This is a genomic window from Pseudacidovorax sp. (genome assembly GCF_017991995.1).
Taxonomy (GTDB): Bacteria; Pseudomonadota; Gammaproteobacteria; order Burkholderiales; family Burkholderiaceae_C; genus Xenophilus.
In genome coordinates this window covers 46125-71029 of record NZ_JAGOPN010000027.1, presented here as the reverse complement: position 1 = coordinate 71029, position 24905 = coordinate 46125, and the positions used below count along the sequence as shown (strand labels likewise).

Below are 24905 nucleotides of genomic sequence, written 5' to 3'. Positions count from 1 at the left end.
CAACTTGAACTCCAGCGAATGCTGGCGGTATGTCGATCTTGCGGTCATGAACCTTCTCCTGGTGAAGGCCCAGCCAGCGTATCAGTCTCTACAACTATCGGTGGTCCAGCCGCAGGGGTTCACTCCACGCAGCGCGAAGCGCGTAGCGAGTTCTGCCGCGGCCCGTTCATCCGAGCACCGCAGCGGAGTCGGCCCGCAGGGCCGACCGACCCCGTATGAGTCCGCGCGCCCTGGGCCCGGCGCCGGCGCGCGCCCCGGACCTCGCCCACCCAGACCAAACCCAGCTCAACCCAACCCAACGCGCAGGTCAGGTCAGGTCAGGTCAGGTCAGGTCAGCTTCAAGCCCAGGTCCATGAACCGCAACCCTCACTCCGCCACGTAATCCGACACGACCTTCCACTTGCCATCCACGATCTGCGACAGCCGCGACGCGTTGTTGCCCAGCCGCTTGGTCGCCGTGAACGTCATCTTGGGCGAGCCGAACATGTCCGGCTCGAAGGTGCTCGCGTCCATGATCTTGATGAACGAATCGGTCGTGAGATTGGCCCCGGCCTTCTGCGCCACCTGCGCGAAGTCGTCCACGATGGAGTAGCCGTAGACCGAGAACACCGTCGGATCTTCGTTGAACTTGGTCTTGTACTTGTTGGCCCAGAAACGGATCTTGTCGTTCTGCTCGTCGGTGTACGGGTTCTGCACCGTCATGGTGGCGTACATGCCGTCCATCGCCTTGCCGCCCAGCTTGTGGATCAGGTCGGTGTAGGCCGCGCTGGAGCCCAGGAAGACCGGATTGAAGCCGGTCTTGCGCGACTCGCCGATGGTGCCGATGGTCTCGCGGATGATCGTGCCCAGCACCACCACCTCGCAGCCAGCCGCCTTCATCTTGGCCACCTGGCTGCTGAAATCGGTCGCGCCACGCTTGAAGCTGGTCTTCTCGGCCAGCTCCATGCCCACGGCCTTCAGGCCGGCTTCGGCACCGCGGTTCACCTCCAGGCCGAACTCGTCATCCTGGTAGATGGTGCAGACCTTCTTGGCGTTCTTCTCCTTCACCATCTTCGGCAGCGCCATGCGGATCTGGTCGTAGTACGTCGCGGCGAAGGAATACTTGAGCCGGTTGAGCGGCTCGTACATCTCGCGCGCCGCCGTGATCGGGAAGAAGTTGATGATGTTCTTGTCGAACTGCACCGGCATCGCCGCCATGTTCTGGGCCGTGCCGATGTGGCCGGCCATGATGAAGATCTTGTCCTGGTTGACCAGCTTCTGCGCCGCCAGCACGGCCTTCTTGGGGTCATAGCCCGAGTCCTCGACATAGAGCTTGAGCTTGCGGCCATTGATGCCGCCCTGCTCGTTGATCTCCTCCACGCGCAACTGCATGCCGTTGCGCGCCTGCTTGCCGAAGCCGGCCAGCGGGCCGGACAGGTCCTGGATCGTGCCGATGCGGATCTCGTCCTTGCTCACGCCCTGCTGCTGGGCATGGGCCAGCGGGAGGCCGAGCGCGAGAAGGGCGACCGAGGTCGCGGCGGGTCGGAAGGTCTTCATGGCTGTCTCCTTGGGTGGTCGGGGCGGTCGGTATCACGCCGCATACATCGCATCGATCTGCGCGGCGTACTTGGCCTGCACCAGCTTGCGCTTGAGCTTCATGGTGGGCGTGAGCTCCTCGTCCTCGGCGCTGAGCTGGGTGTCGAGCAGGAAGAACTTCTTGATCTGCTCGACGCGCGCGAACTTCGCGTTGACGCGGTCGATCTCGCCCTGAATCAGGTCCTGCACCTCGCGGGCACGCGTCAGGCTGGCGTAGTTGCTGAAGGGCACGTCGTGGTCCTGCGCGAATTTCTCGACGTTCTCCTGGTCGATCATGATGATCACCGTGAGGTAGGGCTTCGCATCGCCGATCACCACCGCGTCGGTGATGTACGGGCTGAACTTGAGCTCGTTCTCCAGCTCGCTGGGCGTGATGTTCTTGCCGCCCGCGGTGATGATGATGTCCTTCATGCGGTCGGTGATGCGGAAAAACCCGTCCGCGTCCACCGTGCCCACATCGCCCGTGTGCAGCCAGCCCTCGGCATCGATGGTTTCGGCCGTCTTCTCGGGCTGGTTGAGGTAGCCCATGAAGACGTTGGGGCCGCGCACGCGGATCTCGCCCGTGCCTTCGTCGATGCGCACTTCGTTGTAGGCCGTGGCAGGACCGATGGAGCCGGGCTTGATGCGGTCGGCCGGCATGCCGGTGGAGGCGCCACCGGTCTCGGTCATGCCCCAGACCTCCAGCATGGGCACGCCCAGCGCCAGATACCAGCGCACCAGGTCCGGCGAGATGGGCGCTGCGCCCGTCACCAGGAAGCGTGCGCGGTGGATGCCGATGAGCTTGCGCACGTTGTCCAGCGCCAGCACCCGCGCCAGGCGGAACTGCAGCTTGAGCGCGCCATCGACCGGCTGGCCGGCCAGCACACGGTCGGCGATGCGCTCGCCCACGCCGATGGCCCAGGCATAGGCGGCGCGCTGCAGCGGCGTCGCCTCCTTGAGCGCAATCATCACGCCGGAGTAGAACTTCTCCCACACGCGCGGCACCGCGAGGAAGACGGTGGGCGCGATCTCGCGCACGTTCTCGGGCACCGTCTCGGGGTTCTCGACGAAATTGAGCACCGAGCCCGTGTACATGGCGAAGTACTCGCCGCCCATGCGCTCGGCCACATGGCACAGCGGCAGGAAGCACATGCGCTCGTCGCGCTCGTCCTGCGCGATCAGCGTGTTGTAGCCGCGCATGGCATACACCAGCCCACCGTGGCTGTGCATGGCGCCCTTGGGCTTGCCGGTGGTGCCCGAGGTGTAGATCAGGATGGCCAGGTCGGCGGGCGTCAACTGGCCCACGCGCTCATCGATGGCCTGGGGATGCAGCCGCAGGTGCTCGCGGCCCAGGGCCCGCAGGTCCTGCAGCGACATCACGTCGGGGTCGTGAAAGTCGCGCAACCCCTTCATGTCGAAGACCACGACCTTGCGCAGCCTGGGCAGCTGTGCCCGCACGCCCAGCGCCTTGTCCAGCTGCTCGTCGTCCTCGACGAAGAGCACCGTGGTCGACGAGTCCTCGCACAGGTAGTGCACCTGGCTGGCCGCGTCGGTGGGATAGATGCCGTTGGAGACGCCCGCGCAGCTCAGCACCGCCAGGTCGGCCAGCACCCATTCGATCACCGTGTTGGACAGGATCGACGCGCAGTCGCCGGGCGCGAAGTCCAGTGCCATGAGGCCGTGCGCGATCTCGCGCACAGCGTCGGCGGTCTGTTGCCAGGTCCAGGCGCGCCAGATGCCCAATTCCTTCTGCCGCATCCACACGCGGTCTCCGCGCAGGCGCGTGGCGTTCCAGAACACGGCGGGCAGCGTCTCGCCAGGCACCACGATGTCGGTGCACGGGGCCATGTGGGCCGTGTCCCAGAGGCCCGCAGGCACGCGGGCCGGGCCGGGCGTGGAAGCCGCCGCGGCAGCCGGTGCCGAGGCATCCAGCCCGGCGCGCAGGAAGCCGGCTGCGGCACGGGCGAGTGTGAAGGGCGGAGTGCGCATGGTGCGGGCCTTTCGTCGTCAGCGCCAGGTCTTCTTTTTCTTCCAGCGCCGCTCGCCGCGGGCGCCGGTCTCCTGCATGCCGAGGTAGAACTCCTTGATGTCCTCCTTCTCGCGCAGGCGCTCGCAGCTGTCCTCCATGACGATACGGCCGTTCTCCAGCACATAGCCGTAGTCGGCCGCGTTGAGCGCCATGTTGGCGTTCTGCTCCACCACCAGCAGCGTGGTGCCGCGCTCGCGGTTGATGCGCACCACGATCTCGAAGATCTCCTTGGTGAGCTTGGGCGACAGGCCCAGCGAGGGCTCGTCCAGCAGGATCAGCTCGGGCGCGGCCATGAGCGCGCGCGAGATGGCCAGCATCTGCTGCTGGCCACCGGAGAGCAGGCCGGCATCCTGCATTGCGCGCTCGCGCAGGATGGGGAAGTAACCGAACACCGTCTCCAGGTCGCGCGCCACGCCGTCACGGTCGCGGCGGGTGTAGGCGCCCATCAGCAGGTTGTCGCGCACCGACAGCAGCGGGAACACCTCGCGGCCCTCCGGCACATGCGACAGGCCCTGCTGCACGATGAAGGCCGGGTCGCGCGCCGTGATGTCGTTGCCCTTGAAGTGCACCGTGCCCTTGCGCGGATCGATGATGCCGGAGATGGTCTTGAGGATGGTCGTCTTGCCGGCGCCATTGCTGCCCAGCACGGTGGCGATCTCGCCACGCCGTACCTTGAGGCTGACGCCGCGGATGGCCTTGATGGGGCCATAGGCGCTTTCGACGTTGAGCAGTTGCAGCACGTCCTCGGCCGGCTCGGCGCCCGGACCCATGGGCAGGCCGGCATGCAGGGGCAACGTGGTCGATGCGATGGCGATGCCGGTACTCATGGGCGCACTCCTGGGTGACGCGTGGCGCGTCGGGATTGCGATGCGACAGGCCGCGTCATGCCGCCACCTTCGGCCGCCGCAGGCTGCTCACGTCCTCGGCGGTTCCCAGATAGGCCTCGATGACGCGCGCATCGGCCTGCACCTCGCGCGCGCTGCCCAGTGCCAGCACCTCGCCCTGGGCCATGGCCAGCACGCGGTCCGACACCTTGGAGACCAGCGTCATGTCGTGCTCCACCATCAGTACGGAGATGCCCAGCTCGTGCTGGATGTCCTGGATCCAGAAGGCCATGTCCGCGGTCTCCTCCACGTTCAGGCCGGACGAGGGCTCGTCCAGCAGCAGCAGTTGCGGCTCGGTGCACAGGGCGCGGGCCAGCTCGACCACCTTGCGCACGCCGTAGGGCAGGCCGGCCACCAGCGAGTCGCGGTGGTGCTGCAGGTCCAGCAGGTCGATCACCTGCTCGGCCTTCTCGCGCGCGGCCACCTCGGCGGCGCGCGTGGCGGGCGTGAAGAACAGCTCCGACCAGAAGCCGGTGCGCCGGTGCACATGCCGCCCGATCAGCAGGTTGTGCAGCACCGTCGCATGCTCGAAGAGCTCGATGTTCTGGAAGGTGCGCGCGATGCCCAACGCCGCGATGGCATGGGGCGGCTGGTCGGTCAGCGTCAGCGGCGCCGCGCCGCCATGCCAGGTGATGCGGCCCGTCGTGGGTTGGTAGATGCGACTGATGAGGTTGAACACCGTCGTCTTGCCCGCGCCGTTGGGGCCGATCAGCGTAAACACCTCGCCGCGCCGCACGTCGAAGCTCACCTGGTTGACCGCCAGCACGCCGCCGAAGCGCACGCTGAGGTCCTGGGCGGAAAGCAGCACGTCGCTCATTTCAACCTGTCGGACTTGGTGAAGGACTTCTGCCGCTTGAACATGCCGCGGCGGTAGAAGGGAAAAAGCTGCAGCCAGGCGCGCACCTTGAGCCAGCGGCCGTACAGGCCCATGGGCTCGAAGAGCACGAAGGCGATCAGCACCAGGCCGTACACCAGCCCCTGCAGGCCCGGCGCCTGGCCGATGGCCTCGGGCAGCCAGTCCTTGCTCAGCGCGATGAGCTGCGGCATCGAGATCAGGAAGATGGCGCCCAGGAACACGCCGTGCACCGAGCCCAGCCCGCCGATCACCACCAGCAGCAGCAGGTCGATGGACTGCAGGATGCTGAACTGGTCGGGCGAGAGGAAGCTGATCTTGTGCGCGTAGAGCGCCCCGCCCAGCCCCGCGAGCGCCGCCGACAGGGCGAAGGCCAGCGTCTTGTAGCGCGCCAGGTGGATGCCCATGCTCTGCGCCGAGATCTCCGAATCGCGGATGGCCACGAAGGCCCGGCCGGTGGGCGCGCGCAGCAGGTTGAGCACGCCCAGCGTGCACAACACGGTGGTCAGCAGGCAGACGAAGTAGAAGGCCTCCGCACTGCTGAAGTCGAACCCGAAGAGCCTGGGCGACTTGACGTGCAGTCCCGCATTGCCGCCGGTCAGGCTCTCCCAGCGCGCGAACACTTCCTCCACGATGAAACCGAAGGCCAGCGTGGCGATGCCCAGGTAGATGCCCTTGACCCGCAGCGCCGGCATGGCCACCACCACGCCCACCGCCGCGGACAGAAGCGCCGCCGCCACCATCGCCAGCGGAAAGGGCACGCCCAGGTTGACCAGCACGCCCTGTGTGTAGGCGCCCGTGCCCAGAAAGGCCGCATGGCCGATGGAGAACTGCCCGGTGAAGCCCGCCAGCAGCATCAGCCCCAGCCCGACCACCGAATAGATGAGCACGAAGTTGAGTTGCGCCAGCCAGTACTCGTCCAGCAGCCAGGGCGCCGCGAGCAGCACCACGCCCAGCAGCGAATACCAGAAGCGGTGCCCGCCGTGCTTGGCCAGGTCGATGTCCTGCGCATAGGAGGTCTTGAAGATGAAACGCATGGCTCAGACCTTCTTGCGCAGCTTCTCGCCGAACAGACCATTCGGCTTGACCATCAGCATGGCCAGCACCACGATGTAAGGCGCCGTGTCCTTGAAGCCGTCGGGCAGGTAGAAGCCGGCCAGCGACTCCACGACGCCGATCACCAGCCCGCCCACGATGGCGCCGGGCAGGCTGCCGAAGCCGCCCACCACTGCGGCCGGAAAGGCCTTGAGCCCGATGAAGCCCATGTTTGCATGCACGAAGGTGATGGGTGCGAGCAGGATGCCCGCCACCGTCGCCACCGCCGCCGCCAGGCCCCACACCAGGCCGTTGAGCCGCTTGACCGGGATGCCCATGTAGTAGGCCGCCAGCTGGTTCTGCGAGCTGGCCTGCATCGCGATGCCCAGCTTGCTGTAGCGGAACATGGCAAACAGCAGCCCGCACAGCACGGCCGTGGCCGCGATCACCACCGCCTGCTCCACGTTGACCACCAGGCCGCCCAGGTTCCAGACCTGGTCCTTGTAGGGCACGGGCAGCATGTGCGTCTCGGTGCCGATGCCGGGCACCATGGTGATCAGCCCACGCGCCACATAGCCGATGCCGATGGTCAGCATGACGATGGAGAACTGCGGCTGGCCCAGGATGGGCCGGATCACCACCAGCTCCAGCAGTGCGCCGAAGGCCACCAGCGCCGCCACGGCCAGCACCGCGGCCAGCCAGAAGGGCAGGCCCAGCAGCGTCATGGCCGCAAAGGCCGCGAAGGCGCCGAGCATCATCAGGTCGCCCTGGGCAAAGCTGACGGTCTCGGTGGCCTTGTAGATGAGCACGAAGCCCAGGGCGATCAGCCCATAGATGCAGCCCTGGGCGATGCCCGAGAGCAGGAGTTGCAGGACCTGCATGTGCGCGCGGCGTCCTTCGTCGCGGGATGGGGCGGGGGCGGCGCGCGCTCAGGCCGCGGCCGGCCCGTGCGCGTCCATCACGGCCAGGCGGCGCGAGCCCGCGACGATGTCGCTGGGCGTGAGGCCGTAGACCTGCCGGATCGAATGGCTGAAGTGGGTGGAATCGGGATAGCCCGCTTCCAGCGCAATGTCGGTGAGGCTCGTGCCCTGGTGCACATAGCGCAGCAGGCTGCGCGCGCTTCCAGGCGCGGAACACGCGAAAGGGCACGCCGACCTGGTCGCGGAACAGGTGCAGGAAGCGCGAGAAGGACAGCCCGACCGACTCCGCGCAGGCCTCGGCGGCCAGGGCTTCGGCCGGATTGGCGCAGATTCGGGCGATCACCTGGGCGATGCGCGCGTCCAGCCGCCGCGGCACGAGCGCCTGGCCGAAGAAGAGCTGGTCGAAATCGGCAGGCGCGGCGGCTTCCCCCTGGCAGGCTGCCAGCAGTTGGGCATGGGCCACCCGCACGCGGCGGAGCATGGCCTCGTCATGCACCGCCCCGCTGCGCTGCAGCAGCGGTGGAAGGGCATCGGCATCGACCGACTCGGCCTCGACCACCACGTTGAAGACCTGGGGCTCAGGGCTTTCGACGCGATGGGGCATGTGCGGCGGCACCACCAGCAGCTCGCCCGACTGCCAGGCGCCGCCATCGATGCTCACGCGATTCGGCAGGCCGCGGGGGGACACGTACACCGCATGGCCACCCAGGCTGCGCGAGCGCGTCGCGCCCAGCAGCCCCGCGTAGAAGACGCGCTGCGCCGTCAGCCACATCACGCGCTCGCCTGCGGCGCGCGCTGCCCTGCTGGTGTGCATTCCCGTGTTTCCTCCTGGTAGAAGGTGCGGCCCCGTGGCGCCTCGGCCAGGGTGCGAAGCGGCTCCCGCCGCGGCCTCACCCGGGAGCCCGTTCGACGGGAAGCGCGCGCCATCGTAGTGGCGTGCCTGGGCGCTTGGAAGCGGGCGGCTCGAGGGACTTACCCTAGGGCGCATGGACATGTCTCCAACAGGTTTGAAGCCGGGGCTCTGAAGGCCCGGTCGTGGATGCGAGGGTAGGCAGCGGCCCGCGCGTGGCGCTTGCGGCAACTGGCTGCCGGCCTCACCCGGACATCGGGACTGACCCGGGGAGCGGACGCTTGTCCCTCGCGTGACTGCGGGCAGCCCGGGCCCATGCACAGACTGCGCGCCGATTCACACAGCAAGACGGAGACACGCACCATGACCTTCTTCCGCATGCGGCGGGGCGCACGCGCGCTCGCATTCGCCACCCTTCTCGGCGCGGGCATCGGCCTGGGGCTGGCGGGCTGCGCTTCGGGGCCCACGCGGCCCGCGGCCTGGTCCGCACCGCAGGCCCTGGTGGCGCCCTCGCCCTTTGCCGGCGTGCATGGGCTGGCCGTGGATGGCAAGGGGCGGCTGCTGGCCGGCTCGGTGGTCGGCAACACGATGTGGGAGGTCGACCGCCGCACCGGCCAGGCGCGCGTCTTCATCGATGCGCCCGAAGGCCAGGCCGACGACATCGCCGTTGGCCCCCGCGGCGAACTGGCCTGGACCAACTACCTGATGGGCATGCTGCGCTACCGCGAGCAGGACGGCGCGCCGCTGCAGGTGCTTGCCAAGGACCTGCCGGGCCTGAACTCGCTGGACTTCGACCGCCGCAGCGGCAAGCTCTATGCCTCGCAGGTCTTCCTGGGCGATGCGCTGTGGGAGATCGACCGCAGCGGCCGCAACCCGCCGCGCCTGATCCGCAAGGACCTGGGCGGCTTCAACGGCTTCGAGGTGGGGCCGGACGGCCTGCTCTACGGCCCGCTGTGGTTCAAGGGCCAGGTGGTGAAGATCGATCCGGCCAGCGGCGCGCTCACCGTCATCGCCGACGGCTTCAAGATCCCGGCCGCGGCCAACCTGGACGGCAAGGGCAACCTGTGGGTGGTGGACACGCGCACCGGCGAGCTGGTGAAGGTGGCGCTGGCGGACGGACGCAAGACCGTCGTGGCGCGGCTCGAGCCTTCTCTGGACAACCTGGCCATCGCGCCGGACGGCACGGTCTACGTCTCCAACATGGCCAACAACGCCATCGACGCCGTGGACCCGGCCACCGGCACACGCCGCAGGCTCACGGGCAGCCCGGTGGCGGTGCCGGCCGGCCTGCGCATCGACGGCCGCACGCTGTGGGTGGCCGACGTGTTCGGCTTCCGCGAGGTCGACACGGCCAGCGGCCAGGTGCGCGACGTCTTCCGCATGCAGCGCGACCCGGCGCTGGAGTACCCCTTCGCGGTGGGCGTCTCGGCCAGCCGCTTCGCGCTGGCCTCGTGGTTCACCGGCACGGTGCAGGTCGTGGACCGCACCGACCGCCGCACGCTGCACACCCTGCACGGCCTCAAGGCACCCTACGACGCCCTGCCCCTGGACGACGGCAGCGTGGTCTACACCGAACTGGGAGCCGGCACGGTGACGCGTGCCAGCGGCCCCGACTTCGCGCAGCGCACGGTACTGGCCAGCGGGCTGCAGGGTCCGCTGCAGCTGGCGCGCGATGGCGCCGGCCAGCTGTACGTGAGCGAGGCGGCCGGCCGCGTACTGCGGCTGGTGCCGGGCGCCGCGCCGGTCACGGTGGCCTCGGGCCTGGCCATGCCCGAGGGCCTGGCCTTCACGCCCTGGGGCAGCCTGGTGGTGGCCGAGACGGCCGCGCGGCGCCTCATCGAGATCGACATGGCGAGCGGCAACCGGCGCACCGTCGCAGAGAACCTGCCCATCGGCATGGCGGGCGGGCCGGGCATGCCACCGCCCTACGTGCCCACCGGCGTGGCCGTGGGCGAGGACGGCAGCATCTACTACGCGGCCGACCGCGACAACGGCATCTACCGCATCCGGCCGGCGCGATGACCGCGCATGGTGCGGCCCTGCCGGGCCGCACCGCGCGTGGGCCTGCGCCTGTGCAACAGCCCGGCCGCCCATGGGCCGTTAGCATTGCCCGTTGATCCTTCCGCCTCTTTTCCTTCCCTTCATTTCCAATCTTCGAGGAGCGAATCAATGGACATCCAGACCGTGGGCATCATCGGCGCCGGCACCATGGGCAACGGCATCGCGCAGGCCTGTGCCGTGTCGGGCGTCAAGGTGGTGATGGTGGACATCAGCCAGGCCGCCGTGGACAAGGGCCTGGCCACCGTCGCGGGCAGCCTCGACCGGCTGATCAAGAAGGAGAAGCTGACCGAGGCGCAGAAGGCCGACGCGCTCAAGCTGATCCAGGGCTCGACCAATTACGACGACCTGAAGGCCGCGCAACTGGTGATCGAGGCCGCCACCGAGAACCACGAGCTCAAGCGCAAGATCCTCAAGCAGGTCGATGCGCTGCTGGCGCCCGAGGTGATCGTCGCGTCCAACACCTCGTCCATCTCGATCACGCAGCTGGCCGCCGACACCTCGCGCGCCGACCGCTTCATCGGCATGCACTTCTTCAACCCGGTGCCGATGATGGCGCTGGTGGAACTGATCCGCGGCTACCTGACCAGCGACGCCACCCATGACGCCGTCAAGGCGCTGGCCCTCAAGCTGGGCAAGCAGCCCATCACCGTGAAGAACGCCCCCGGCTTCGTGGTCAACCGCATCCTGGTGCCGATGATCAACGAGGCCTTCTTCGTGCTCGCCGAGGGTCTGGCCACGCCCGAGGACATCGACGCCGGCATGAAGCTGGGCTGCAACCACCCCATCGGCCCGCTGGCCCTGGCCGACATGATCGGCCTGGACGTGTGCCTGGCGGTGATGGAGGTCTACCTGGAGGAATTCGGCGACTCCAAGTACCGGCCCTGCCCGCTGCTGCGGGAGATGGTCGCGGCCGGCCAGCTGGGGCGCAAGACGGGGCGCGGGGTGTATAGCTACTGAGGCTGCGCGATCGGCGCGCGGCGCGGTCTGCCAGCCTCTCGCGCGCGCCTACGAAACCGAGCTCAGGAGGCATCGAGGCGCGAAGCGCCTTTGCCGCGGCCCGACTTGATCGTGGCGCGCAGGGCCTTCGAGGCGAGCCGGCGCTGGGTGGACGCGAAGGTCGGCTTGGTCGCCCGGCGCGACCTGCGCTCGATGGCAGCGGCGGCGACGATCTCTTCCAGCCGGCCCAGGGCCTCGGCCTTGTTCTGGTCCCGGCTGCGCGAGGACTGGGCCTTGATGACGATCACCCCATCCTTGCTGATGCGCTGGTCCTGACGTTGGAGCAGCCGCTCCTTGACCGCCTCGGGCAGAGAAGAGCGGCGGATGTCGAAACGCAGGTGGACCGCACTGGACACCTTGTTGACGTTCTGCCCGCCCGGCCCCTGGGCGCGGACGGCGGTGAACTCGATGTCGCGGGGGTCGATGGTGAGAGGCATGGCGTGCGGCCAGTCTAGGGGAAGCGATTCAGGCGTGCGGCGGCCGTGGACCTCGGCGGCTACGGGCGGTGCGCGTGGTGGCAGCGGCCGTCGTCTGCGCGACCCCGATGCGCGCGCCGATGCCCTATGTTTCGCGGCTGGAGACAGACAACCCCCCCGAAACGCGCCCACCATGGACATCCAGACCCCCGCCCCCCCGCCCGAAGGCTGCATCAGCTGCGAAGTCGTCGACACGCACATCCTGCTCATCGGCATCAACCGTCCGGCCAAGCGCAACGGCTGGACGCCGCGCATGTTCCGAGAGCTGGCCGAGGCCTACACCCGGCTCGACGACGAGCCCGAACTGCGCGTGGGCGTGCTGCATGCCTTCGGCGACCACTTCACCGCCGGGCTGGACCTGCCGCAGGTGGTGGAGCACCTGCGCCGCGGCGAGAAGCTCGCGCCCATGGGCCTGGTCGAGCCGCACGACTTCGGCCTGCCCGGCTACCGCCGCCGCACCAAGCCCATGGTCGCGGCCGTCAAGGGCATCTGCTACACGGTGGGCATCGAACTGATGCTGGGCGCCGACATCACCGTGGCGGCCGACGACTGCCGCTTCTCGCAGATGGAGGTGCAGCGCTGCATCCTGCCCACCGGCGGCGCCACGCTGCGCATGCCCGAGCGCGCAGGCGTGGGCAATGCGCTGCTGCACCTGCTCACCGCCGACGAGTTCGATGCGGCCGAGGCCTACCGCTGCAATTTCGTACAGAAGGTGGTGCCGGCGGCCGAGGTGCTGGACGCCGCTGTCGGCATCGCTCGCCGCATCGCCGCGCAGGCGCCGCAGGCGGTGGTCGCCACGCGCCTGAACGTGCTCAAGGCCATCGAACTGGGCCAGGCCGCGGCCGTGGCCGACTTCGGCCCGGTGCAGCAACGCCTGCAGACGACGGAGGACGCCGCCGAGGGCGTGCGCGCCTTCGTCGAAAGGCGGCCGGCGCGCTTCACCGGCCGCTGAGGGCGCGCCAGGGACAGGGACGACTCCCCTGTCCGCGGCATGGTCTTGCGCGCAATTGTTTTGCGTGCAATTTAATTGCGCGCACAATCCGATCCATGCCCAAGACGCCCACCACCGCCGAACTGCTCAGCCTGGACAACCAGCTGTGCTTCGCGCTGTATTCGGCGTCGCTGTCCATGACGCGGCTGTACAAGCCGCTGCTCGACGAGTTGGCGTTGACCTACCCGCAGTACCTCGTGATGCTGGCACTGTGGGAGGCGGATGGCGTCACCGTGTCGGACCTCGGCACCCGGCTGTCACTGGACTCCGGCACGCTCACCCCCTTGCTCAAGCGCCTCGAAGCGACCGGCTACCTCAGCCGCATGCGCGACGTGGCCGACGAGCGGCGCGTGCTGATCCGCCTGACGGCCGAGGGCCGGGCGCTGCGGGCCCGGGCCGTGCAGGTGCCGCAGTGCCTGCTGGCTGCCAGTCAGTGTTCGCTGGAGGAGCTCTCGCAGCTCACCCGGCAATTGCAGGCGCTGCGCGACCGCGTGTCCGCCGCCTGATCGTTCCTTGCCTCCCTTTCGTTTTCCCACCCAACCCAGGAGAAAGACCATGACCCACAAGCTCGAAAAAGTGCTCTACACCGCCCAAGCCCACACCACCGGTGGCCGCGACGGTGCCAGCAAGACCAGCGACGGCGCCCTGGACGTGACGCTGAGCTCCCCCGGCTCCGGCAAGCCGGGCACCAACCCCGAGCAGCTGTTCGCCGCCGGCTATTCCGCCTGCTTCATCGGCGCCATGAAGGCCGTCGGCCCCAAGGTCGGCGTGAAGGTGCCCGATGACGTGAGCATCGACGCCAGCGTCTCCCTGGGCCCGATCAAGGGCGGCGCCGCCTACGGCATCGCGGCCAAGCTGGCCATCACCCTGCCGGGCCTGGACGCCGAGCAGAAGAAGAAGCTGGTCGATGCCGCCCACGAGGTGTGCCCGTACTCCAACGCCACCCGCGGCAACGTCGAGGTCGAGCTGTCGATCGCCTGATCGACGCACTCGCCTTGCGATGAAAGACGCCACCTTCGGGTGGCGTCTTTTTTTCGCCCGGCATGCGCCGCCAAAGCCCGCATTTGCGCAAACCCGGCTAAGCAGCGCCGTCGCCGGGCCGGCACACTGGCTGGCATGACAACCAGCCGCGCAGAGACGCGATACAGGGAGCGGGTCGCACGGGTGGTGGCCCACATCGTGGCGCATCCGATGGCAGAGCATCGCCTGGACGAACTGGCGGCCATGGCGCACTTCTCGCCCTGGCACTTCCACCGCATCTATGCCAGCGTCACCGGCGAGAGCGTGGCCGCGACCGTGCGGCGGCTGCGGCTGGCGCAGGCGGCCCGCCTGCTGCAGGAAGGCACTCAGAGCGTCACCGACATCGCGCTCGCCACGGGCTACGACAGCCCGCAGGCTTTTTCCCGCGCCTTCAGCCAGTTCACCGGCCAGCCGCCCAGCGCCTTCCAGCAGGCGATGCAGCGCCTGGCGCGCGGCGCAAACACAGCGGCGGCACCGTCCGACGGTCCGGCAGAAGCGAAGGATGCCCCCGCGCCATCGGGCATCGTCCAGATCGTCGAGTGGCCGGCCCAGCAGGTCCTGGCGTTGCGCCACCAAGGGCCCATCGCCATGATTCCGCACACCCAGCGGCGGCTGCACCTGCTGCTGGGCGAGGCCGCCGACACCGTCTGGCTGGGCATGGTTTGCGACGACCCGGCTGGTCCGCAGGCGGGGCTGATCTACCACGCTGCCGCAGCACCGGGAATGCACGGCACGTCCTGCCACGCCGAACTGCAAGCACTCACCATTCCCGCCGGCCTCTACGCGCGCCACCGACTGGCGGGGCCCTACACCCGCATCAGCGCCGCCTTCGACGCCCTGTATGCCCGCTGGCTGCCCGCCAGCGGCTACGAGCCGGACGACCGGCCCGCGCTCGAGCATTACCTGAATTCGCCGCGCAACGCCCTTCCGGCCCAACTGCGCACCGACCTGCTCATTCCAATCCGCCCCGCCGACGACCGATGAAGCCCCTTCGCCCCGCGCTATTCGCCCTCCTCTTTGCCCTGGCCGGCGCCGGCAGCCAAGCGGCCGGCCTCGCGTTCATCAATGTGCCTGCCGATGCCGACGGACCCGCCTTGCAGGGCACGGTCTGGTCGCCGTGCGCCACACCCGCGGCGGACATCGTGCTCGACCCGCTCGTGGTGAAAGGCGTGCGCGACTGCCCGGTGGCCGGCGACCGGCTGCCGCTGGTCGTGGTGTCGCACGGCACGGGCGGCTCAGCCATGGGCCACCACGACACGGCTGCCGCACTGGCCGATGCGGGCTTCGTCGTGGCCGCCATCGCGCACCCGGGCGACAACTTCCGCGACCTGAGCCGGCAGGCGCGGCTGTCCATCTTTGCCACGCGTCCCGTGGACATGCGGCGGCTCGTCGACCACATGGTCGGGCGCTGGCCCGGGCATGCGGCGCTGGACCCGCAGCGCATCGGCATCTTCGGCTTCTCGCGCGGCGGCTACACCGCCCTGGCGCTCATCGGCGCACAGCCGGACTGGACGCTGCGGCGCGACCTGTGCCCGGCCGGATCGACGGTGCCGCTGTGCCAGGAGGCGGCCCGCGGCGACGTGCCGCCGCCGCCCTTGCCGGACGCCCGCATCCGGGCCGCCGTGGTGGTCGATCCGCTGAGCGTGTTCGCTGCCGCGGGGCTGAAGAACGTGCGCGTGCCGGTGCAGCTGTGGGCCTCGCAATTCGGCGGCGACGGTGTGACGCCCGAGAGCGTGACCGCCGTGCGCGACGGCCTGCCCACGCCGCCGCAATGGCAGGTGGCCGAGGGCGCGGCGCACTTTGCCTTTCTGGCGCCATGCTCGGCCGCGTTCACGCGCATGGCGCCCGAGATCTGCAAGGACGGCCCCGGCTTCGACCGCGCGGCCTTCCACCAGCGCTTCAACGCGGCGGTCGTGGCCTTCTTCCGCCAGCAGCTGGCCGCACCCGCGTCGCGCTGATCGTCTCGGCGGTCCAGCAACCCTTCAACCCGGCGCTCCGTCCTCCATCAGCGCCAGCAGGCGCTGCGCATGCACATGCGGTGAGCCACGGCGCCAGATGGCGTGGGCCTCGGACTGGCCCGAGGCCTCGGCCAGCGGGCGGAACACCACGCCACGCAGCCCGGCGCGCTGCATGGCCGCCGGCACCAGCCCCACGCCCAGGCCTTCGGCGACCAGCGCCAGCACGGCCAGCCAGTGGCGCACCTCGTGCCGCACCTGGGGCACAAAGCCGGCGGCCACGCACAGGTCCAGGATGCGCCCGTGGTAGTCGGGCGAGGCTTCGCGCGAGAAGAGCACCAGCGTCTGCTCGCGCAGGGCCGACAGCGCCACCTCGCGCCGGCGTGCCAGCGCATGGCCGCTGGGCAGGCAGCAGACGAAGGGCTCGCGCACCAAGAGCCGCTGCGCCAGCTCGTCGGGGATGCGGCTGGTGTGGATGAAGCCCAGGTCCAGCTGGTCGTGCTGCAGGCGCGCCGTCTGCTCGGCCGAGTTGAGTTCGGTCAGGCTGAGCTTCACGCGCGGATGCGCCGCCTGGAAGCGCCGCAGCGCCTGCGGCAGCCCGCGGTAGAGCATGGCGCCGACGAAGCCCACCCGCAGCCGGCCCGCCGAGCCCTCGGCCACGTCGCGCACCTCCTGCGCGGCCTCGGCGGCCTGGGCCAGCAGCCGGGCGGCCGAGGCCTGCAGCGCCAGCCCCGCCGGGGTCAGGCGCACGGCCTTGCTGGTGCGCTCGAACAAGCGCGCGCCCAGGCGCGCCTCCAGCTGGCGGATGGCTACGGACAGTGGGGGCTGCGAGATGGCCAGCCGCTGCGCGGCACGGCCGAAGTGCAGTTCTTCGGCCAGCACGGCGAAATAGCGCAGTTGTCGCAGGTCCATCGATAGCTCCTTCGAATGGAACATGTGTCAAACGATATTAGACCTGCATGGATCGGCTCCGAACAATGTGGGGAAAGGCTGGTCGCGGTCGCCCCGCGACGGCCCCCTCAGGAGACACGCGCCATGCCCGACACCCGCCCACCCGCGGCCGCCGCCGCCATTCCCGACCGCCACGGCCAGAACCTCTACACCGCCGATGTCGAGCTGCAGCGCCTGCTGGCGCTGTACCTGCCCGCGCCCTTGCTCGCGCACCTGCAGCCGCACCTTCACCGGCTGGGCGCCCTGGCCGGTGGCCCGCTGGACACCCTGGCCGCCACCGCCGACCAGAACCCGCCCACGCTGAGCCTGCGCAGCCGCACCGGCCAGGACGAGCAGCGCATCGTCAAGCATCCGGCCTATGTGGAGATGGAACGCCTGGCGCTGGCCGAATTCGGCCTGGGCGCCATGTCGCACCGTGAGGAGACGCTGGGCTGGCGCGGCAAGATGCCGCCCGCGGTCAAGTACGCGCTGACCTTCCTCTTCGTGCAGGCCGAGTTCGGGCTGTGCTGCCCGGTCTCGATGACCGACTCGCTCACCCGCACGCTGCGCAAGTTCGGCAGCCCCGAGCTGGTGGCGCGCTTCCTGCCGCGGCTCACCTCGCTGGACTTCGACGAACTGGCCCAAGGCGCCATGTTCATGACCGAACAGGCCGCCGGCTCCGACATCGCCGCCACCGAAACGCGCGCCTGGCAGGACGAGGCCGGCCAATGGCGCTTGTCGGGCGACAAGTGGTTCTGCTCCAACCCCGACGCCGACTTCGCCATGGTGCTGGCCCGCGCCGACGGCGCGCCCGCGGGCATGAAGGGCGTCTCGCTCTTTCTGCTGCCGCGGCGGCTGCCGGACGGCGCGCTCAACCACTACCGCATCGTGCGGCTCAAGAACAAGCTGGGCACGCGCTCCATGGCCAGCGGCGAGATCCGGCTCGACGGCGCCATCGCGCACCTGGTGGGCGAGGCCGGCCGCGGCTTCGTGCAGATGGCCGACATGGTCAACAACTCGCGCCTGTCCAACGGCGTGCGCGCCGCCGGCCTGATGCGCCGCGCGGTGGCCGAGGCCGAGTTCATCGCCCGCGAGCGCCGCGCCTTCGGCCGCACGCTGGCGCAGATGCCGCTGATGCAGCGCCAGCTCGACAAGCTGCGCGTGCCGGCCGAGCAGGCCCGCACGATGGTGTTCCAGACCGCGCGCACGCTCGAGCGCTCGGACGGCGGCGATGCGCAGGCCTACGCGTTGCTGCGCATCCTCACGCCGCTCATCAAGTTCCGCGCCTGCCGCGACGCGCGCAAGGTCACCGGCGACGCCATGGAGGTGCGCGGTGGCTGCGGCTACATCGAGGAATGGAGCGATCCGCGCCTGGTGCGCGACGCGCACCTGGGCTCGATCTGGGAAGGCACGAGCAACATCGTGGCGCTGGACGTGCTGCGCGCCATCCGCCGCGAAGGCTCGCTGCCGGTGCTGCGCGCGCATGTCGCCGGATTGCTGGCCGAGGCCGGGCACGCGCTTGCGCCCGCCTTCGTGCAGGCGCTGCGCCAGGCCATGGACCGCGCCTGCGCGCTCGCCGAGACCGCCACCCAGGACGGTGGCGACGTGCTGGCACGGCAGGCGGCCTCGGCCCTCTACCACTGCACCAGTGCCACCGCCATGGCCTGGGAGTCGGTGCGCACCGGCTCGGCAGACCGGCTGCGCTGGGCGCAGCTGGCGCTGCTGCACCGCGTGCTGCCGCGCGACCCGCTGGCTGCCGATGCACTGCCTGCCCACTGGCAGACGACGCCGGCCACGGCGCCCGCCGCGGACCTGCAGATACCCGCCTGACGTGCAACCGACACCCACAACGACACGGAGACACCCATGACCGCAACCCTTGTTCGCCGCCGCCACTTCGCGCTGGCTGCCACCGCCGCCGCCTTCCTGCCACGCGCCTTCGCGCAGGCGCCCTTTCCGTCCAAGCCCGTGATGCTCGTCGTGCCTTTTCCGCCCGGCGGCCCGACCGACGCCATGGCCCGCACGCTGGCTGCCGAGATGAGCACCCGCCTGGGCCAGCCCATGGTGGTGGAGAACCGCGCCGGCGCCGGCGGCAACATCGGCGCCGAATATGTGGCGCGGGCCGAGGCCGATGGCCACACGCTGATGTTCGGCACCTCGGGCCCGCTGGCCATCAACGTGAGCCTGTACCGGAAAATCGGCTACGACCCCACCAAGAGCTTCGCGCCCGTCATCCAAGTGGGGCACCTGCCCAACATCCTGGTGGTCAACCCCGCACTGCCCGCCAAGGACGTGAAGGAGCTGGTCGCCTATGCCAAGGCCAACCCCAACAAGCTGAGCTATGCCTCGTCGGGCAACGGCGCCTCGTCGCACCTGGCGGGCGTGCTGTTCAACAGCATGGCGGGCACCGAGATCCTGCATGTGCCCTACAAGGGCACCGGTCCGGCCCTCAACGACCTGCTGGGCGGGCAGGTGAGCATGACCTTCACCGACATCCTCACCGCCCTGCCCTACATCAAGGCCGGCAAGCTGCGCGCGCTGGGTGTGGCCACGGCCAGCCGCTCGCGGGCGCTGCCCGAGGTGCCGACCATCGCCGAGCAGGGCTACAAGGGCTACGACGTCAGCGTGTTCTTCGGCATCGTGGCGCCGGCCGGCACGCCGGCCGATCGCATCGCGCTGCTCAACCGGCAGTTCGCGGAGGTGCTGGCCTCGCCCAAGGTCAAGCAGTCCTTCGACACGCAGGGCCTGGAGCCCGCGCCCGATACCTCGCCGCAGCAACTGGCCCGCTTCATCGCCACGGAGACGGCCAAGTGGAAGGGCGTGGTCGCGCAGTCCGGCGCGCAACTCGACTGAGGCATCGCGCGCTCCTATGCATCTGCCTTCCCAAGCCGGCGCGCTGGCCGGCATCCGCGTGCTCGACCTGTCGCGCATCCTGGGCGGCCCCTACTGCGGCCAGATCCTGGGCGACCATGGCGCCGATGTGCTCAAGGTCGAGCCGCCCGGCGGCGACGACACCCGCACCTGGGGCCCGCCCTTTCGCGACGGCGTGGCCTCGTACTACCACGGCCTCAACCGCAACAAGCGCATCCAGCACCTGGACCTGACCACGGCCGAGGATCGGGAGCGGATGCTGGCCCTGGTCGCCGAGGCCGACGTGCTGATCGAGAACTTCAAGACCGGCACCATGGAGCGCTGGGGCATCGGCCAGGCCGAACTGTCTCAGCGCTTTCCACGCCTGGTGTGGTGCCGCGTCACCGGCTTCGGCAGCGACGGCCCGCTGGGCGCGCTGCCCGGCTACGACGCCGCGGTGCAGGCCATGACCGGCATCATGAGCATCAACGGCGAGGCCGACGGCGGCCCGCTGCGCGTGGGCCTGCCGGTGGTGGACATGGTGACCGGCATGAATGCCGCGCTGGGCGTGCTGATGGCCTTGCAGGAGCGCGAACGCAGCGGCCGCGGCCAGTTGGTGGAGGCGGCGCTGTACGACAGCGGCCTGGCACTGCTGCACCCGCATGCGGCCAACTGGTTCATGGACGGGCGCGCGCCCAAACGCACCGGCAATGCGCATCCCAACATCTACCCCTACGACGCGCTGCGCACGGGCACCGACCCGGTGTTCGTGGCCGTGGGCAACGACCGGCAGTTCGCCGCCTTCTGCCGCGTGATCGGGATGCCCGACCTTGCCACCCACGCCGACTACGCCACCGCCGGCGCCCGCTCGGCGAACCGCGATGCGCTCAAGGCGGCGCTGGAGGCGCAGATGGCCGCCCTGGACGGCCGTGCGTTGGTCGAGGACCTGATGGCCGCCGGCGTGCCCGCCGCCCCGGTGCTGGATGTCGAAGCCGCACTTCGGCATCCGCACACGGCGCACCGCGGCATGGTGGTGGAGATGGAAGGCGGCTGGCGCGGGCTGGGCTCGCCCATCAAGCTGGACCGCACACCGGCGAGCTACCGGCATGTGCCGCTGACACCGGGCGCCCGGTTCGCACCGCGGGACTGAACCCATCGCGCCGCCACCGGCGGCGCGCACCCGCTCACCGCCGTCACCCAGGCGACGGCCTTCGCGCTAGCCCGGTCGCGGGCCGGTCGCACAGCCGCTAAGGTGCGCAGTTCATCGCCACGGACCTGCCCCATGCCCACCACCGACTTCCTCGTCCACCCCACCGACCTCGGCCAGACGCACCTGCGCGAGCGCGAGGACACCCCGCTCGAACCCGGCCAGGTGCGCCTGGGCATCGACCGCTTCGCGCTGACGGCCAACAACGTCACCTATGCCGCCTTCGGCGACGGGATGGGCTACTGGCGCTTCTTTCCCACCGGCGACGAGGCCTGGCGCTTCGTGCCGGTCTGGGGCTTTGCGCGGGTGCTGCAGTCCACGCATCCCGGCGTGGCGGTGGGCGAGCGGGTGTACGGCTTCTTTCCCACCTCATCCAAGGTCGTGCTGACGCCCGGACGGCTGTCGCCGGAGCGCTTCACCGACACGGCGGCGCACCGGGCCGAGCTGCCGGCGGTCTACAACCAGTACTTCCGCTGCGCCAGCGATCCGCTCTACACCGCCGACACGGAGGACATCCAGGCCCTGCTGCGGCCGCTGTTCATCACCTCGTGGCTGATCGACGACTTCCTGGGAGACAACGCCTTCTTCGGCGCCGCCGAGGGCGGGCGGGCCACGGTGCTGCTCTCGAGCGCATCAAGCAAGACCGCCTACGGCACCGCCTTCCAGCTTGCGCAGCGGCCCGACGTGCGCGTGGTCGGCCTCACCTCCGACGGCAACCGCGCCTTCTGCGAGGGCCTGGGCTGCTACGACGAGGTGCTGGCCTACGGCGAGCTGGACCGCATCGCCGCCGACGTGCCCTGCGTCTACGTGGACTTTGCCGGCAACGGCGAGCTGCGCCGTGCCATCCACGAACGCTTCGGGCAGCTGCGCTACAGCATGGTGATCGGCAACACGCATGTGGACCAGCGCGCGCCCGAGGGCAGTGCCAAGACGCTGCCCGGGCCCCGCGCCACCTTCTTCTTCGCGCCGACACAGATCAAGAAGCGCACCGGCGAGTGGGGGGCCGAGGCCTTCGGTCAGAAGCTGGCGCAGGGCTGGCAGGCCTTCACCGCCCGCGCCACTCGGGCCGATGCGCCCTGGCTGCGGGTCGAGCAGCACCGTGGCAGCGCGGCGCTGCAGGCGCTCTGGCCCACGGTGATGCACGGCCGCGGCGATCCGCATGCGGCGCATGTGGTGTCGCTCGCGCCCTGAGCATCACCGAACGAAGCGGGCCGCAGCCGGTCACACGCGGAGTTCGCGCCGCAAGGGCCTGGGCGGCGCGCCCACGCTGCCTGCTTCGCGGCTCGGCCGGCACAAGGCTGATGCAGCCGCTTCCACGGCGCCGACAATGCCCCGATGTCTGACATCTCGGCCGCGGCCCATCCCTACGAATCCCTCACGCCCGACGCGGTGCTCGATGCGCTGGCCAGCGTCGGCCTGTATGGCGACGGCCGGCTGCTGACGCTCAACTCCTACGAGAACCGCGTCTACCAGGTGGGCCTGGAAGACCGCTCGAACGTGGTCGTCAAGTTCTACCGGCCCGGCCGCTGGAGCGATGCGCAGATCCAGGAGGAGCACGACTTCGCCACCGAGCTGGCCGCGGACGACATTCCCGTCGTCGCGCCGCTGGCGCTGGAAGGCCGCACGCTGCATCACCACGGCGGCTTCGCCTTCGCAGTGAGTCCCTCGCGCGGCGGACGCGCGCCCGAGCTGGACGACTTCGAGGTGCTGGAATGGGTGGGCCGCTTCCTGGCGCGCATCCACGCTGTCGGCAGCAAGAAGCCCTTTGCCGAGCGTCCAGCACTCGACCTGGCGAGCTTCGGCACCGCCTCGCGCGACTGGCTGCTGGCGCACGAGATGATTCCGCTGGACGTGCAGAAGGAATGGGAAGCCGCCTGCAACGAGGCGCTGGCGATGATCGGCGCCACCGCCCTGGACACGACGAAGCCGGCGGGCGAGCTGCGCTGGCTGCGCGTGCATGGCGACTGCCACCCCGGCAACATCCTCTGGACGCCCACGGACCGGCCCGGCGGCGGCCCGCACTTCGTCGACCTGGACGATGCCCGCACCGGCCTGGCCGTGCAGGACCTGTGGATGCTGCTCTCGGGCGACCGCGCGCAGCGCACGGCGCAGCTGTCGGGCCTGCTCGACGGCTACGAGCAGATGCGCGAGTTCGACCGCCGCGAGCTGGCGCTGATCGAGCCGCTGCGCACGCTGCGCCTGCTGCACTACAGCGCCTGGCTGGCCCGCCGCTGGCAGGACCCGATCTTTCCGATCAACTTCCCCTGGTTCGGCAGCAGCGACTACTGGAAGGGCCAGATCCAGATGCTGCAGGACCAGTGCGAGGCCATGGCCGAGGAGCCGCTGTATGCGTGAAGTGAAGAAGCACCCCCCATGCCGCTTCGCGGCTCCCCCCTCACTTGCGCCTTCGGCTTGGAGGGGGGCGCACCCAGCGGCCTGGCCGAGCCAGTTCCGCGGGTGCCCTGGCGTGGCCTGCTCCGCGGCCCTTCGATCTTTGCTGTCGCACCTATGTCATCCGATGCGGGCGGCGCGCAGCGTGGTCGAGAGCTGACGTGCCGCACGCCGCGACGCCCCCCGACCTCTGCCCCTTGTGCGGCCAGCCCAATGCCTGCGGTGCCGAGGCGGCCCGTTGCAACGGCGAGCCATGCACCGACTGCTGGTGCATGACGGTGGCCATCCCGGCTGCGCTGCGGGCCCAGGTGCCGGCCGAGGCGCAGGGGCTGGCCTGCATCTGCAGGAACTGCGTGGCTCAGGCGTGCCCGGCGCCAAGCGCGACAGTCAAAGCGGCAGGCACTTGAGCTGCACGCCGGGCGCCTGCAGGCGTTCCGCATACAGGCCTTCGCGCGCGGGCGACAGCAGCGCATGCAGGCCTTCCATCAGCGGCACGGTGTCACCCGCCTTGGCCTGGCGGTAACAGCGGCCCAGGTTCTCCAGGCTGGCCTTGAGCGCCTGGCCTTGGGCGGCATCGCTGCGCGCCAGCGCGTCGGCCTGGGCGTTGAGCCAGTCCTGCTGCGCCTTGAGGCTCTGGTCGGGCAGCCTGGCGGCTTCCTCCTTGGGGATCATGGTGGCGTACAGGCGCTGCAGGCTCTGCTCACCACCCTGGGCCATGCGCAGGCTGGCGTCGTAATGCACCTCGAAGCTGCCCTGGCGCCAGATTACGCGACGTACCTTGTAGTCGAGCTGGCCTTCTGCACCGCCCAGGGTCTGGATCAGTTCGCGGGCCTTGGCGTTGTCCGGGTCCTCGCCGAAGTTCTGGCGCAGAGCCTGGGCGATGGCGGCGTCGTCGGGGTAGCGGATGTCGCCGCCGGCCGCATTGCGCTCGCATCCTTGGAGCAGCACTGCGCCGGCCAACGCGGCGGCCAGCGCCACCGGCAGGCGCCGGGGCCTCGTTCTTCTGAATTGCATCGTCTGAAGGTCAATGGAACACGGCCGCAGTGTGCGGGCCGGATCGACCGGCGCACGCCAGAGAAGGCCGACGGACGGTTACGGCCATGCCGGGTTTGTGAACGCCTGTTTCCAAACTGCGTCCAGCCTGACCTCGAATTCGTTTCAGCGGCACGACTTCGGGTTTGACAACACCCTTCAGCTTCTGTTAAGGCTCGCCACCCCTTCGCCGGCCCCGAAAACTGACCACTTTGGTGCACAACCTGACCCGGAGGGAGCTGAGGACGACCCCTCCCATGCGTCTTGGCCTACGGGGTCCAGACCGCGAAATTCTTCACACTTCGGCGCGGGATTTGGAAGCAAACGCAAAAAAATGTGAGCAACACAGCGACTTACATCTATGTCAAAGCGACATCCGGGACGCCGATAGATTGCGGTCCGTGGTCCCCAGCGGACCGCGCTTCAACCCATCTCTCATCGCATCCAACAGGAGTCCTTTCCATGAAGAAATTCGTTGCAGCCGGTGCCGTCGCCCTCATGGCCGGTCTGTGCGCCCCCGCCTTTGCGCAGAGCGGCGCCGTCACCATCCCGGGCGTGGGCAAGGCCAGCGGATCGACCGGTTCCGAGATCACCAACAGCCGCATCACCGTCAGCGGCAACAAGGCGCGCGACGTGCTGGCCGGCGGCGGCGAGGCCGGCGTGATGAAGGTCGGCGCCAACGTCAGCATGACCGGCATGGCCAACGTCAACTCCGTGAACATCACCGGCTCCAAGGTGCGCAACAGCGAGATCACGGTGAGCGGCAACGAGGCCGACACCATCAAGGCCATCGGCGGCACCGCCAACGTCAACTCCGTCAACATCAACTGAGCGGACGCCCTCGCTCGGTGTGCCGGGACGGCCGCCGGGC

General features: G+C 69.6%; 25 protein-coding genes. 15 read left to right on the top strand and 10 right to left on the bottom strand.

Going from position 1 to position 24905, the window contains the following annotated elements; all coding sequences use genetic code 11:
* Positions 1–366: 366 nt before the first annotated feature.
* From KBC94_RS26990 to KBC94_RS26960, 7 genes are all read right to left on the bottom strand, one after another.
* The gene (locus KBC94_RS26990) at positions 367–1536 is read right to left on the bottom strand and encodes an ABC transporter substrate-binding protein (protein WP_294377995.1); all 1170 of its coding nucleotides are present in this window, start codon (positions 1534–1536) and stop codon (positions 367–369) included.
* 33 nt (positions 1537–1569) lie between these two features.
* Positions 1570–3402: a long-chain fatty acid--CoA ligase gene (locus KBC94_RS26985; RefSeq protein ID WP_294378005.1), complete on the bottom strand. Its 1833-nt coding sequence runs from the start codon at positions 3400–3402 to the stop codon at positions 1570–1572.
* Between the two features lie 159 nt (positions 3403–3561).
* Positions 3562–4353, bottom strand: coding sequence for an ABC transporter ATP-binding protein (locus KBC94_RS26980; RefSeq protein ID WP_294378003.1), 792 nt, complete (start codon positions 4351–4353; stop codon positions 3562–3564).
* 112 nt (positions 4354–4465) lie between these two features.
* Positions 4466–5284, bottom strand: coding sequence for an ABC transporter ATP-binding protein (locus tag KBC94_RS26975; RefSeq protein WP_294377991.1), 819 nt, complete (start codon positions 5282–5284; stop codon positions 4466–4468).
* Positions 5281–6357, bottom strand: a complete 1077-nt coding sequence (locus tag KBC94_RS26970) for a branched-chain amino acid ABC transporter permease (RefSeq protein WP_294377988.1) — start codon at positions 6355–6357, stop codon at positions 5281–5283. Before KBC94_RS26970 ends, KBC94_RS26975 begins: the two co-directional genes overlap by 4 nt.
* 3 nt (positions 6358–6360) lie before the next feature.
* Positions 6361–7236, bottom strand: a complete 876-nt coding sequence (locus KBC94_RS26965; protein ID WP_294377985.1) for a branched-chain amino acid ABC transporter permease — start codon at positions 7234–7236, stop codon at positions 6361–6363.
* 48 nt (positions 7237–7284) lie between these two features.
* Positions 7285–7452, bottom strand: a complete 168-nt coding sequence (locus KBC94_RS26960) for an AraC family transcriptional regulator (RefSeq protein WP_294377983.1) — start codon at positions 7450–7452, stop codon at positions 7285–7287.
* A gap of 73 nt (positions 7453–7525) precedes the next feature.
* Between KBC94_RS26960 and KBC94_RS26955 the strand changes: the two genes are divergently transcribed.
* From KBC94_RS26955 to KBC94_RS26945, 3 genes are all read left to right on the top strand, one after another.
* A complete protein-coding gene (locus KBC94_RS26955) occupies positions 7526–8110 on the top strand; it encodes a hypothetical protein (RefSeq protein ID WP_294377980.1) in 585 nt (194 codons plus the stop codon).
* A 378-nt stretch (positions 8111–8488) separates the two neighbouring features.
* A complete protein-coding gene (locus tag KBC94_RS26950) occupies positions 8489–10147 on the top strand; it encodes a hypothetical protein (protein WP_294377978.1) in 1659 nt (552 codons plus the stop codon).
* A 147-nt stretch (positions 10148–10294) separates the two neighbouring features.
* Positions 10295–11143 carry a 3-hydroxybutyryl-CoA dehydrogenase gene (locus KBC94_RS26945; protein WP_294377976.1) on the top strand — a complete coding sequence of 283 codons (849 nt, stop codon included), beginning with the start codon at positions 10295–10297 and terminating at the stop codon, positions 11141–11143.
* A gap of 62 nt (positions 11144–11205) precedes the next feature.
* Here the strand turns inward: KBC94_RS26945 and arfB are convergent, their stop codons facing one another.
* Positions 11206–11619 carry an alternative ribosome rescue aminoacyl-tRNA hydrolase ArfB gene (gene arfB / locus KBC94_RS26940; RefSeq protein WP_294377972.1) on the bottom strand — a complete coding sequence of 138 codons (414 nt, stop codon included), beginning with the start codon at positions 11617–11619 and terminating at the stop codon, positions 11206–11208.
* Between the two features lie 172 nt (positions 11620–11791).
* Here arfB and KBC94_RS26935 point away from each other — a divergent pair, with 172 nt between their 5' ends.
* The 5 genes from KBC94_RS26935 to KBC94_RS26915 all read left to right on the top strand — a co-directional run bounded on the left by KBC94_RS26935 (position 11792) and on the right by KBC94_RS26915 (position 15627).
* Positions 11792–12610: a crotonase/enoyl-CoA hydratase family protein gene (locus KBC94_RS26935; protein WP_058640835.1), complete on the top strand. Its 819-nt coding sequence runs from the start codon at positions 11792–11794 to the stop codon at positions 12608–12610.
* Positions 12611–12705: 95 nt separating this feature from the next.
* Complete coding sequence (locus KBC94_RS26930) at positions 12706–13155, top strand: MarR family transcriptional regulator (protein ID WP_017757148.1); 450 nt, start codon at positions 12706–12708, stop codon at positions 13153–13155.
* A 49-nt stretch (positions 13156–13204) separates the two neighbouring features.
* Complete coding sequence (locus tag KBC94_RS26925; protein ID WP_294377960.1) at positions 13205–13630, top strand: organic hydroperoxide resistance protein; 426 nt, start codon at positions 13205–13207, stop codon at positions 13628–13630.
* A 135-nt stretch (positions 13631–13765) separates the two neighbouring features.
* Complete coding sequence (locus tag KBC94_RS26920; protein ID WP_294377957.1) at positions 13766–14653, top strand: GyrI-like domain-containing protein; 888 nt, start codon at positions 13766–13768, stop codon at positions 14651–14653.
* Positions 14650–15627 carry an alpha/beta hydrolase gene (locus tag KBC94_RS26915; protein WP_294377953.1) on the top strand — a complete coding sequence of 326 codons (978 nt, stop codon included), beginning with the start codon at positions 14650–14652 and terminating at the stop codon, positions 15625–15627. Before KBC94_RS26920 ends, KBC94_RS26915 begins: the two co-directional genes overlap by 4 nt.
* A 24-nt stretch (positions 15628–15651) precedes the next feature.
* On the opposite strand, the gene KBC94_RS26910 is transcribed toward KBC94_RS26915, so the two are convergent.
* Complete coding sequence (locus KBC94_RS26910; RefSeq protein ID WP_294377951.1) at positions 15652–16536, bottom strand: LysR family transcriptional regulator; 885 nt, start codon at positions 16534–16536, stop codon at positions 15652–15654.
* A 123-nt stretch (positions 16537–16659) separates the two neighbouring features.
* Between KBC94_RS26910 and KBC94_RS26905 the strand changes: the two genes are divergently transcribed.
* The 6 genes from KBC94_RS26905 to KBC94_RS26880 all read left to right on the top strand — a co-directional run bounded on the left by KBC94_RS26905 (position 16660) and on the right by KBC94_RS26880 (position 23409).
* Complete coding sequence (locus tag KBC94_RS26905; RefSeq protein ID WP_294377945.1) at positions 16660–18384, top strand: acyl-CoA dehydrogenase family protein; 1725 nt, start codon at positions 16660–16662, stop codon at positions 18382–18384.
* Between the two features lie 36 nt (positions 18385–18420).
* Positions 18421–19407, top strand: coding sequence for a tripartite tricarboxylate transporter substrate binding protein (locus KBC94_RS26900; RefSeq protein ID WP_294377942.1), 987 nt, complete (start codon positions 18421–18423; stop codon positions 19405–19407).
* A 16-nt stretch (positions 19408–19423) separates the two neighbouring features.
* Positions 19424–20554, top strand: a complete 1131-nt coding sequence (locus KBC94_RS26895; RefSeq protein WP_294377937.1) for a CoA transferase — start codon at positions 19424–19426, stop codon at positions 20552–20554.
* Between the two features lie 132 nt (positions 20555–20686).
* On the top strand, positions 20687–21802 hold the full coding sequence (locus tag KBC94_RS26890; protein WP_294377934.1) for a DUF2855 family protein: 1116 nt from the start codon (positions 20687–20689) through the stop codon (positions 21800–21802).
* Between the two features lie 144 nt (positions 21803–21946).
* Complete coding sequence (locus KBC94_RS26885) at positions 21947–22966, top strand: serine/threonine protein kinase (RefSeq protein ID WP_294377930.1); 1020 nt, start codon at positions 21947–21949, stop codon at positions 22964–22966.
* A 197-nt stretch (positions 22967–23163) separates the two neighbouring features.
* The gene (locus KBC94_RS26880; protein ID WP_294377927.1) at positions 23164–23409 is read left to right on the top strand and encodes a cysteine-rich CWC family protein; all 246 of its coding nucleotides are present in this window, start codon (positions 23164–23166) and stop codon (positions 23407–23409) included.
* Here the strand turns inward: KBC94_RS26880 and KBC94_RS26875 are convergent.
* Positions 23390–24016, bottom strand: coding sequence for a hypothetical protein (locus KBC94_RS26875; protein ID WP_294377925.1), 627 nt, complete (start codon positions 24014–24016; stop codon positions 23390–23392). The two genes, KBC94_RS26880 and KBC94_RS26875, sit on opposite strands and share 20 nt — an antisense overlap.
* Before the next feature lie 480 nt (positions 24017–24496).
* Here KBC94_RS26875 and KBC94_RS26870 point away from each other — a divergent pair, with 480 nt between their 5' ends.
* Entirely contained in the window at positions 24497–24865 is a 369-nt protein-coding gene (locus tag KBC94_RS26870; RefSeq protein WP_017757875.1) for a hypothetical protein, read from the top strand.
* The last annotated feature ends 40 nt before the right edge of the window (positions 24866–24905 follow it).

What these genes read in the sequence shown, in the direction of transcription:
- KBC94_RS26930 (WP_017757148.1), top strand. Translation starts at nt 12,706, where the DNA reads ATGCCCAAGACGCCCACCACCGCCGAACTGCTCAGCCTGGACAACCAG.
- KBC94_RS26950 (WP_294377978.1), top strand. Translation starts at nt 8,489, where the DNA reads ATGACCTTCTTCCGCATGCGGCGGGGCGCACGCGCGCTCGCATTCGCC.
- KBC94_RS26920 (WP_294377957.1), top strand. Translation starts at nt 13,766, where the DNA reads ATGACAACCAGCCGCGCAGAGACGCGATACAGGGAGCGGGTCGCACGG.
- arfB (WP_294377972.1), bottom strand. Translation starts at nt 11,619, where the DNA reads ATGCCTCTCACCATCGACCCCCGCGACATCGAGTTCACCGCCGTCCGC.
- KBC94_RS26975 (WP_294377991.1), bottom strand. Translation starts at nt 5,284, where the DNA reads ATGAGCGACGTGCTGCTTTCCGCCCAGGACCTCAGCGTGCGCTTCGGC.
- KBC94_RS26890 (WP_294377934.1), top strand. Translation starts at nt 20,687, where the DNA reads ATGCCCACCACCGACTTCCTCGTCCACCCCACCGACCTCGGCCAGACG.
- KBC94_RS26965 (WP_294377985.1), bottom strand. Translation starts at nt 7,236, where the DNA reads ATGCAGGTCCTGCAACTCCTGCTCTCGGGCATCGCCCAGGGCTGCATC.
- KBC94_RS26980 (WP_294378003.1), bottom strand. Translation starts at nt 4,353, where the DNA reads ATGGGTCCGGGCGCCGAGCCGGCCGAGGACGTGCTGCAACTGCTCAAC.
- KBC94_RS26945 (WP_294377976.1), top strand. Translation starts at nt 10,295, where the DNA reads ATGGACATCCAGACCGTGGGCATCATCGGCGCCGGCACCATGGGCAAC.
- KBC94_RS26915 (WP_294377953.1), top strand. Translation starts at nt 14,650, where the DNA reads ATGAAGCCCCTTCGCCCCGCGCTATTCGCCCTCCTCTTTGCCCTGGCC.
- KBC94_RS26900 (WP_294377942.1), top strand. Translation starts at nt 18,421, where the DNA reads ATGACCGCAACCCTTGTTCGCCGCCGCCACTTCGCGCTGGCTGCCACC.
- KBC94_RS26970 (WP_294377988.1), bottom strand. Translation starts at nt 6,357, where the DNA reads ATGCGTTTCATCTTCAAGACCTCCTATGCGCAGGACATCGACCTGGCC.
- KBC94_RS26925 (WP_294377960.1), top strand. Translation starts at nt 13,205, where the DNA reads ATGACCCACAAGCTCGAAAAAGTGCTCTACACCGCCCAAGCCCACACC.
- KBC94_RS26885 (WP_294377930.1), top strand. Translation starts at nt 21,947, where the DNA reads ATGTCTGACATCTCGGCCGCGGCCCATCCCTACGAATCCCTCACGCCC.
- KBC94_RS26895 (WP_294377937.1), top strand. Translation starts at nt 19,424, where the DNA reads ATGCATCTGCCTTCCCAAGCCGGCGCGCTGGCCGGCATCCGCGTGCTC.
- KBC94_RS26985 (WP_294378005.1), bottom strand. Translation starts at nt 3,402, where the DNA reads ATGGCCCCGTGCACCGACATCGTGGTGCCTGGCGAGACGCTGCCCGCC.
- KBC94_RS26935 (WP_058640835.1), top strand. Translation starts at nt 11,792, where the DNA reads ATGGACATCCAGACCCCCGCCCCCCCGCCCGAAGGCTGCATCAGCTGC.
- KBC94_RS26875 (WP_294377925.1), bottom strand. Translation starts at nt 24,016, where the DNA reads ATGCAATTCAGAAGAACGAGGCCCCGGCGCCTGCCGGTGGCGCTGGCC.
- KBC94_RS26910 (WP_294377951.1), bottom strand. Translation starts at nt 16,536, where the DNA reads ATGGACCTGCGACAACTGCGCTATTTCGCCGTGCTGGCCGAAGAACTG.
- KBC94_RS26870 (WP_017757875.1), top strand. Translation starts at nt 24,497, where the DNA reads ATGAAGAAATTCGTTGCAGCCGGTGCCGTCGCCCTCATGGCCGGTCTG.
- KBC94_RS26905 (WP_294377945.1), top strand. Translation starts at nt 16,660, where the DNA reads ATGCCCGACACCCGCCCACCCGCGGCCGCCGCCGCCATTCCCGACCGC.
- KBC94_RS26990 (WP_294377995.1), bottom strand. Translation starts at nt 1,536, where the DNA reads ATGAAGACCTTCCGACCCGCCGCGACCTCGGTCGCCCTTCTCGCGCTC.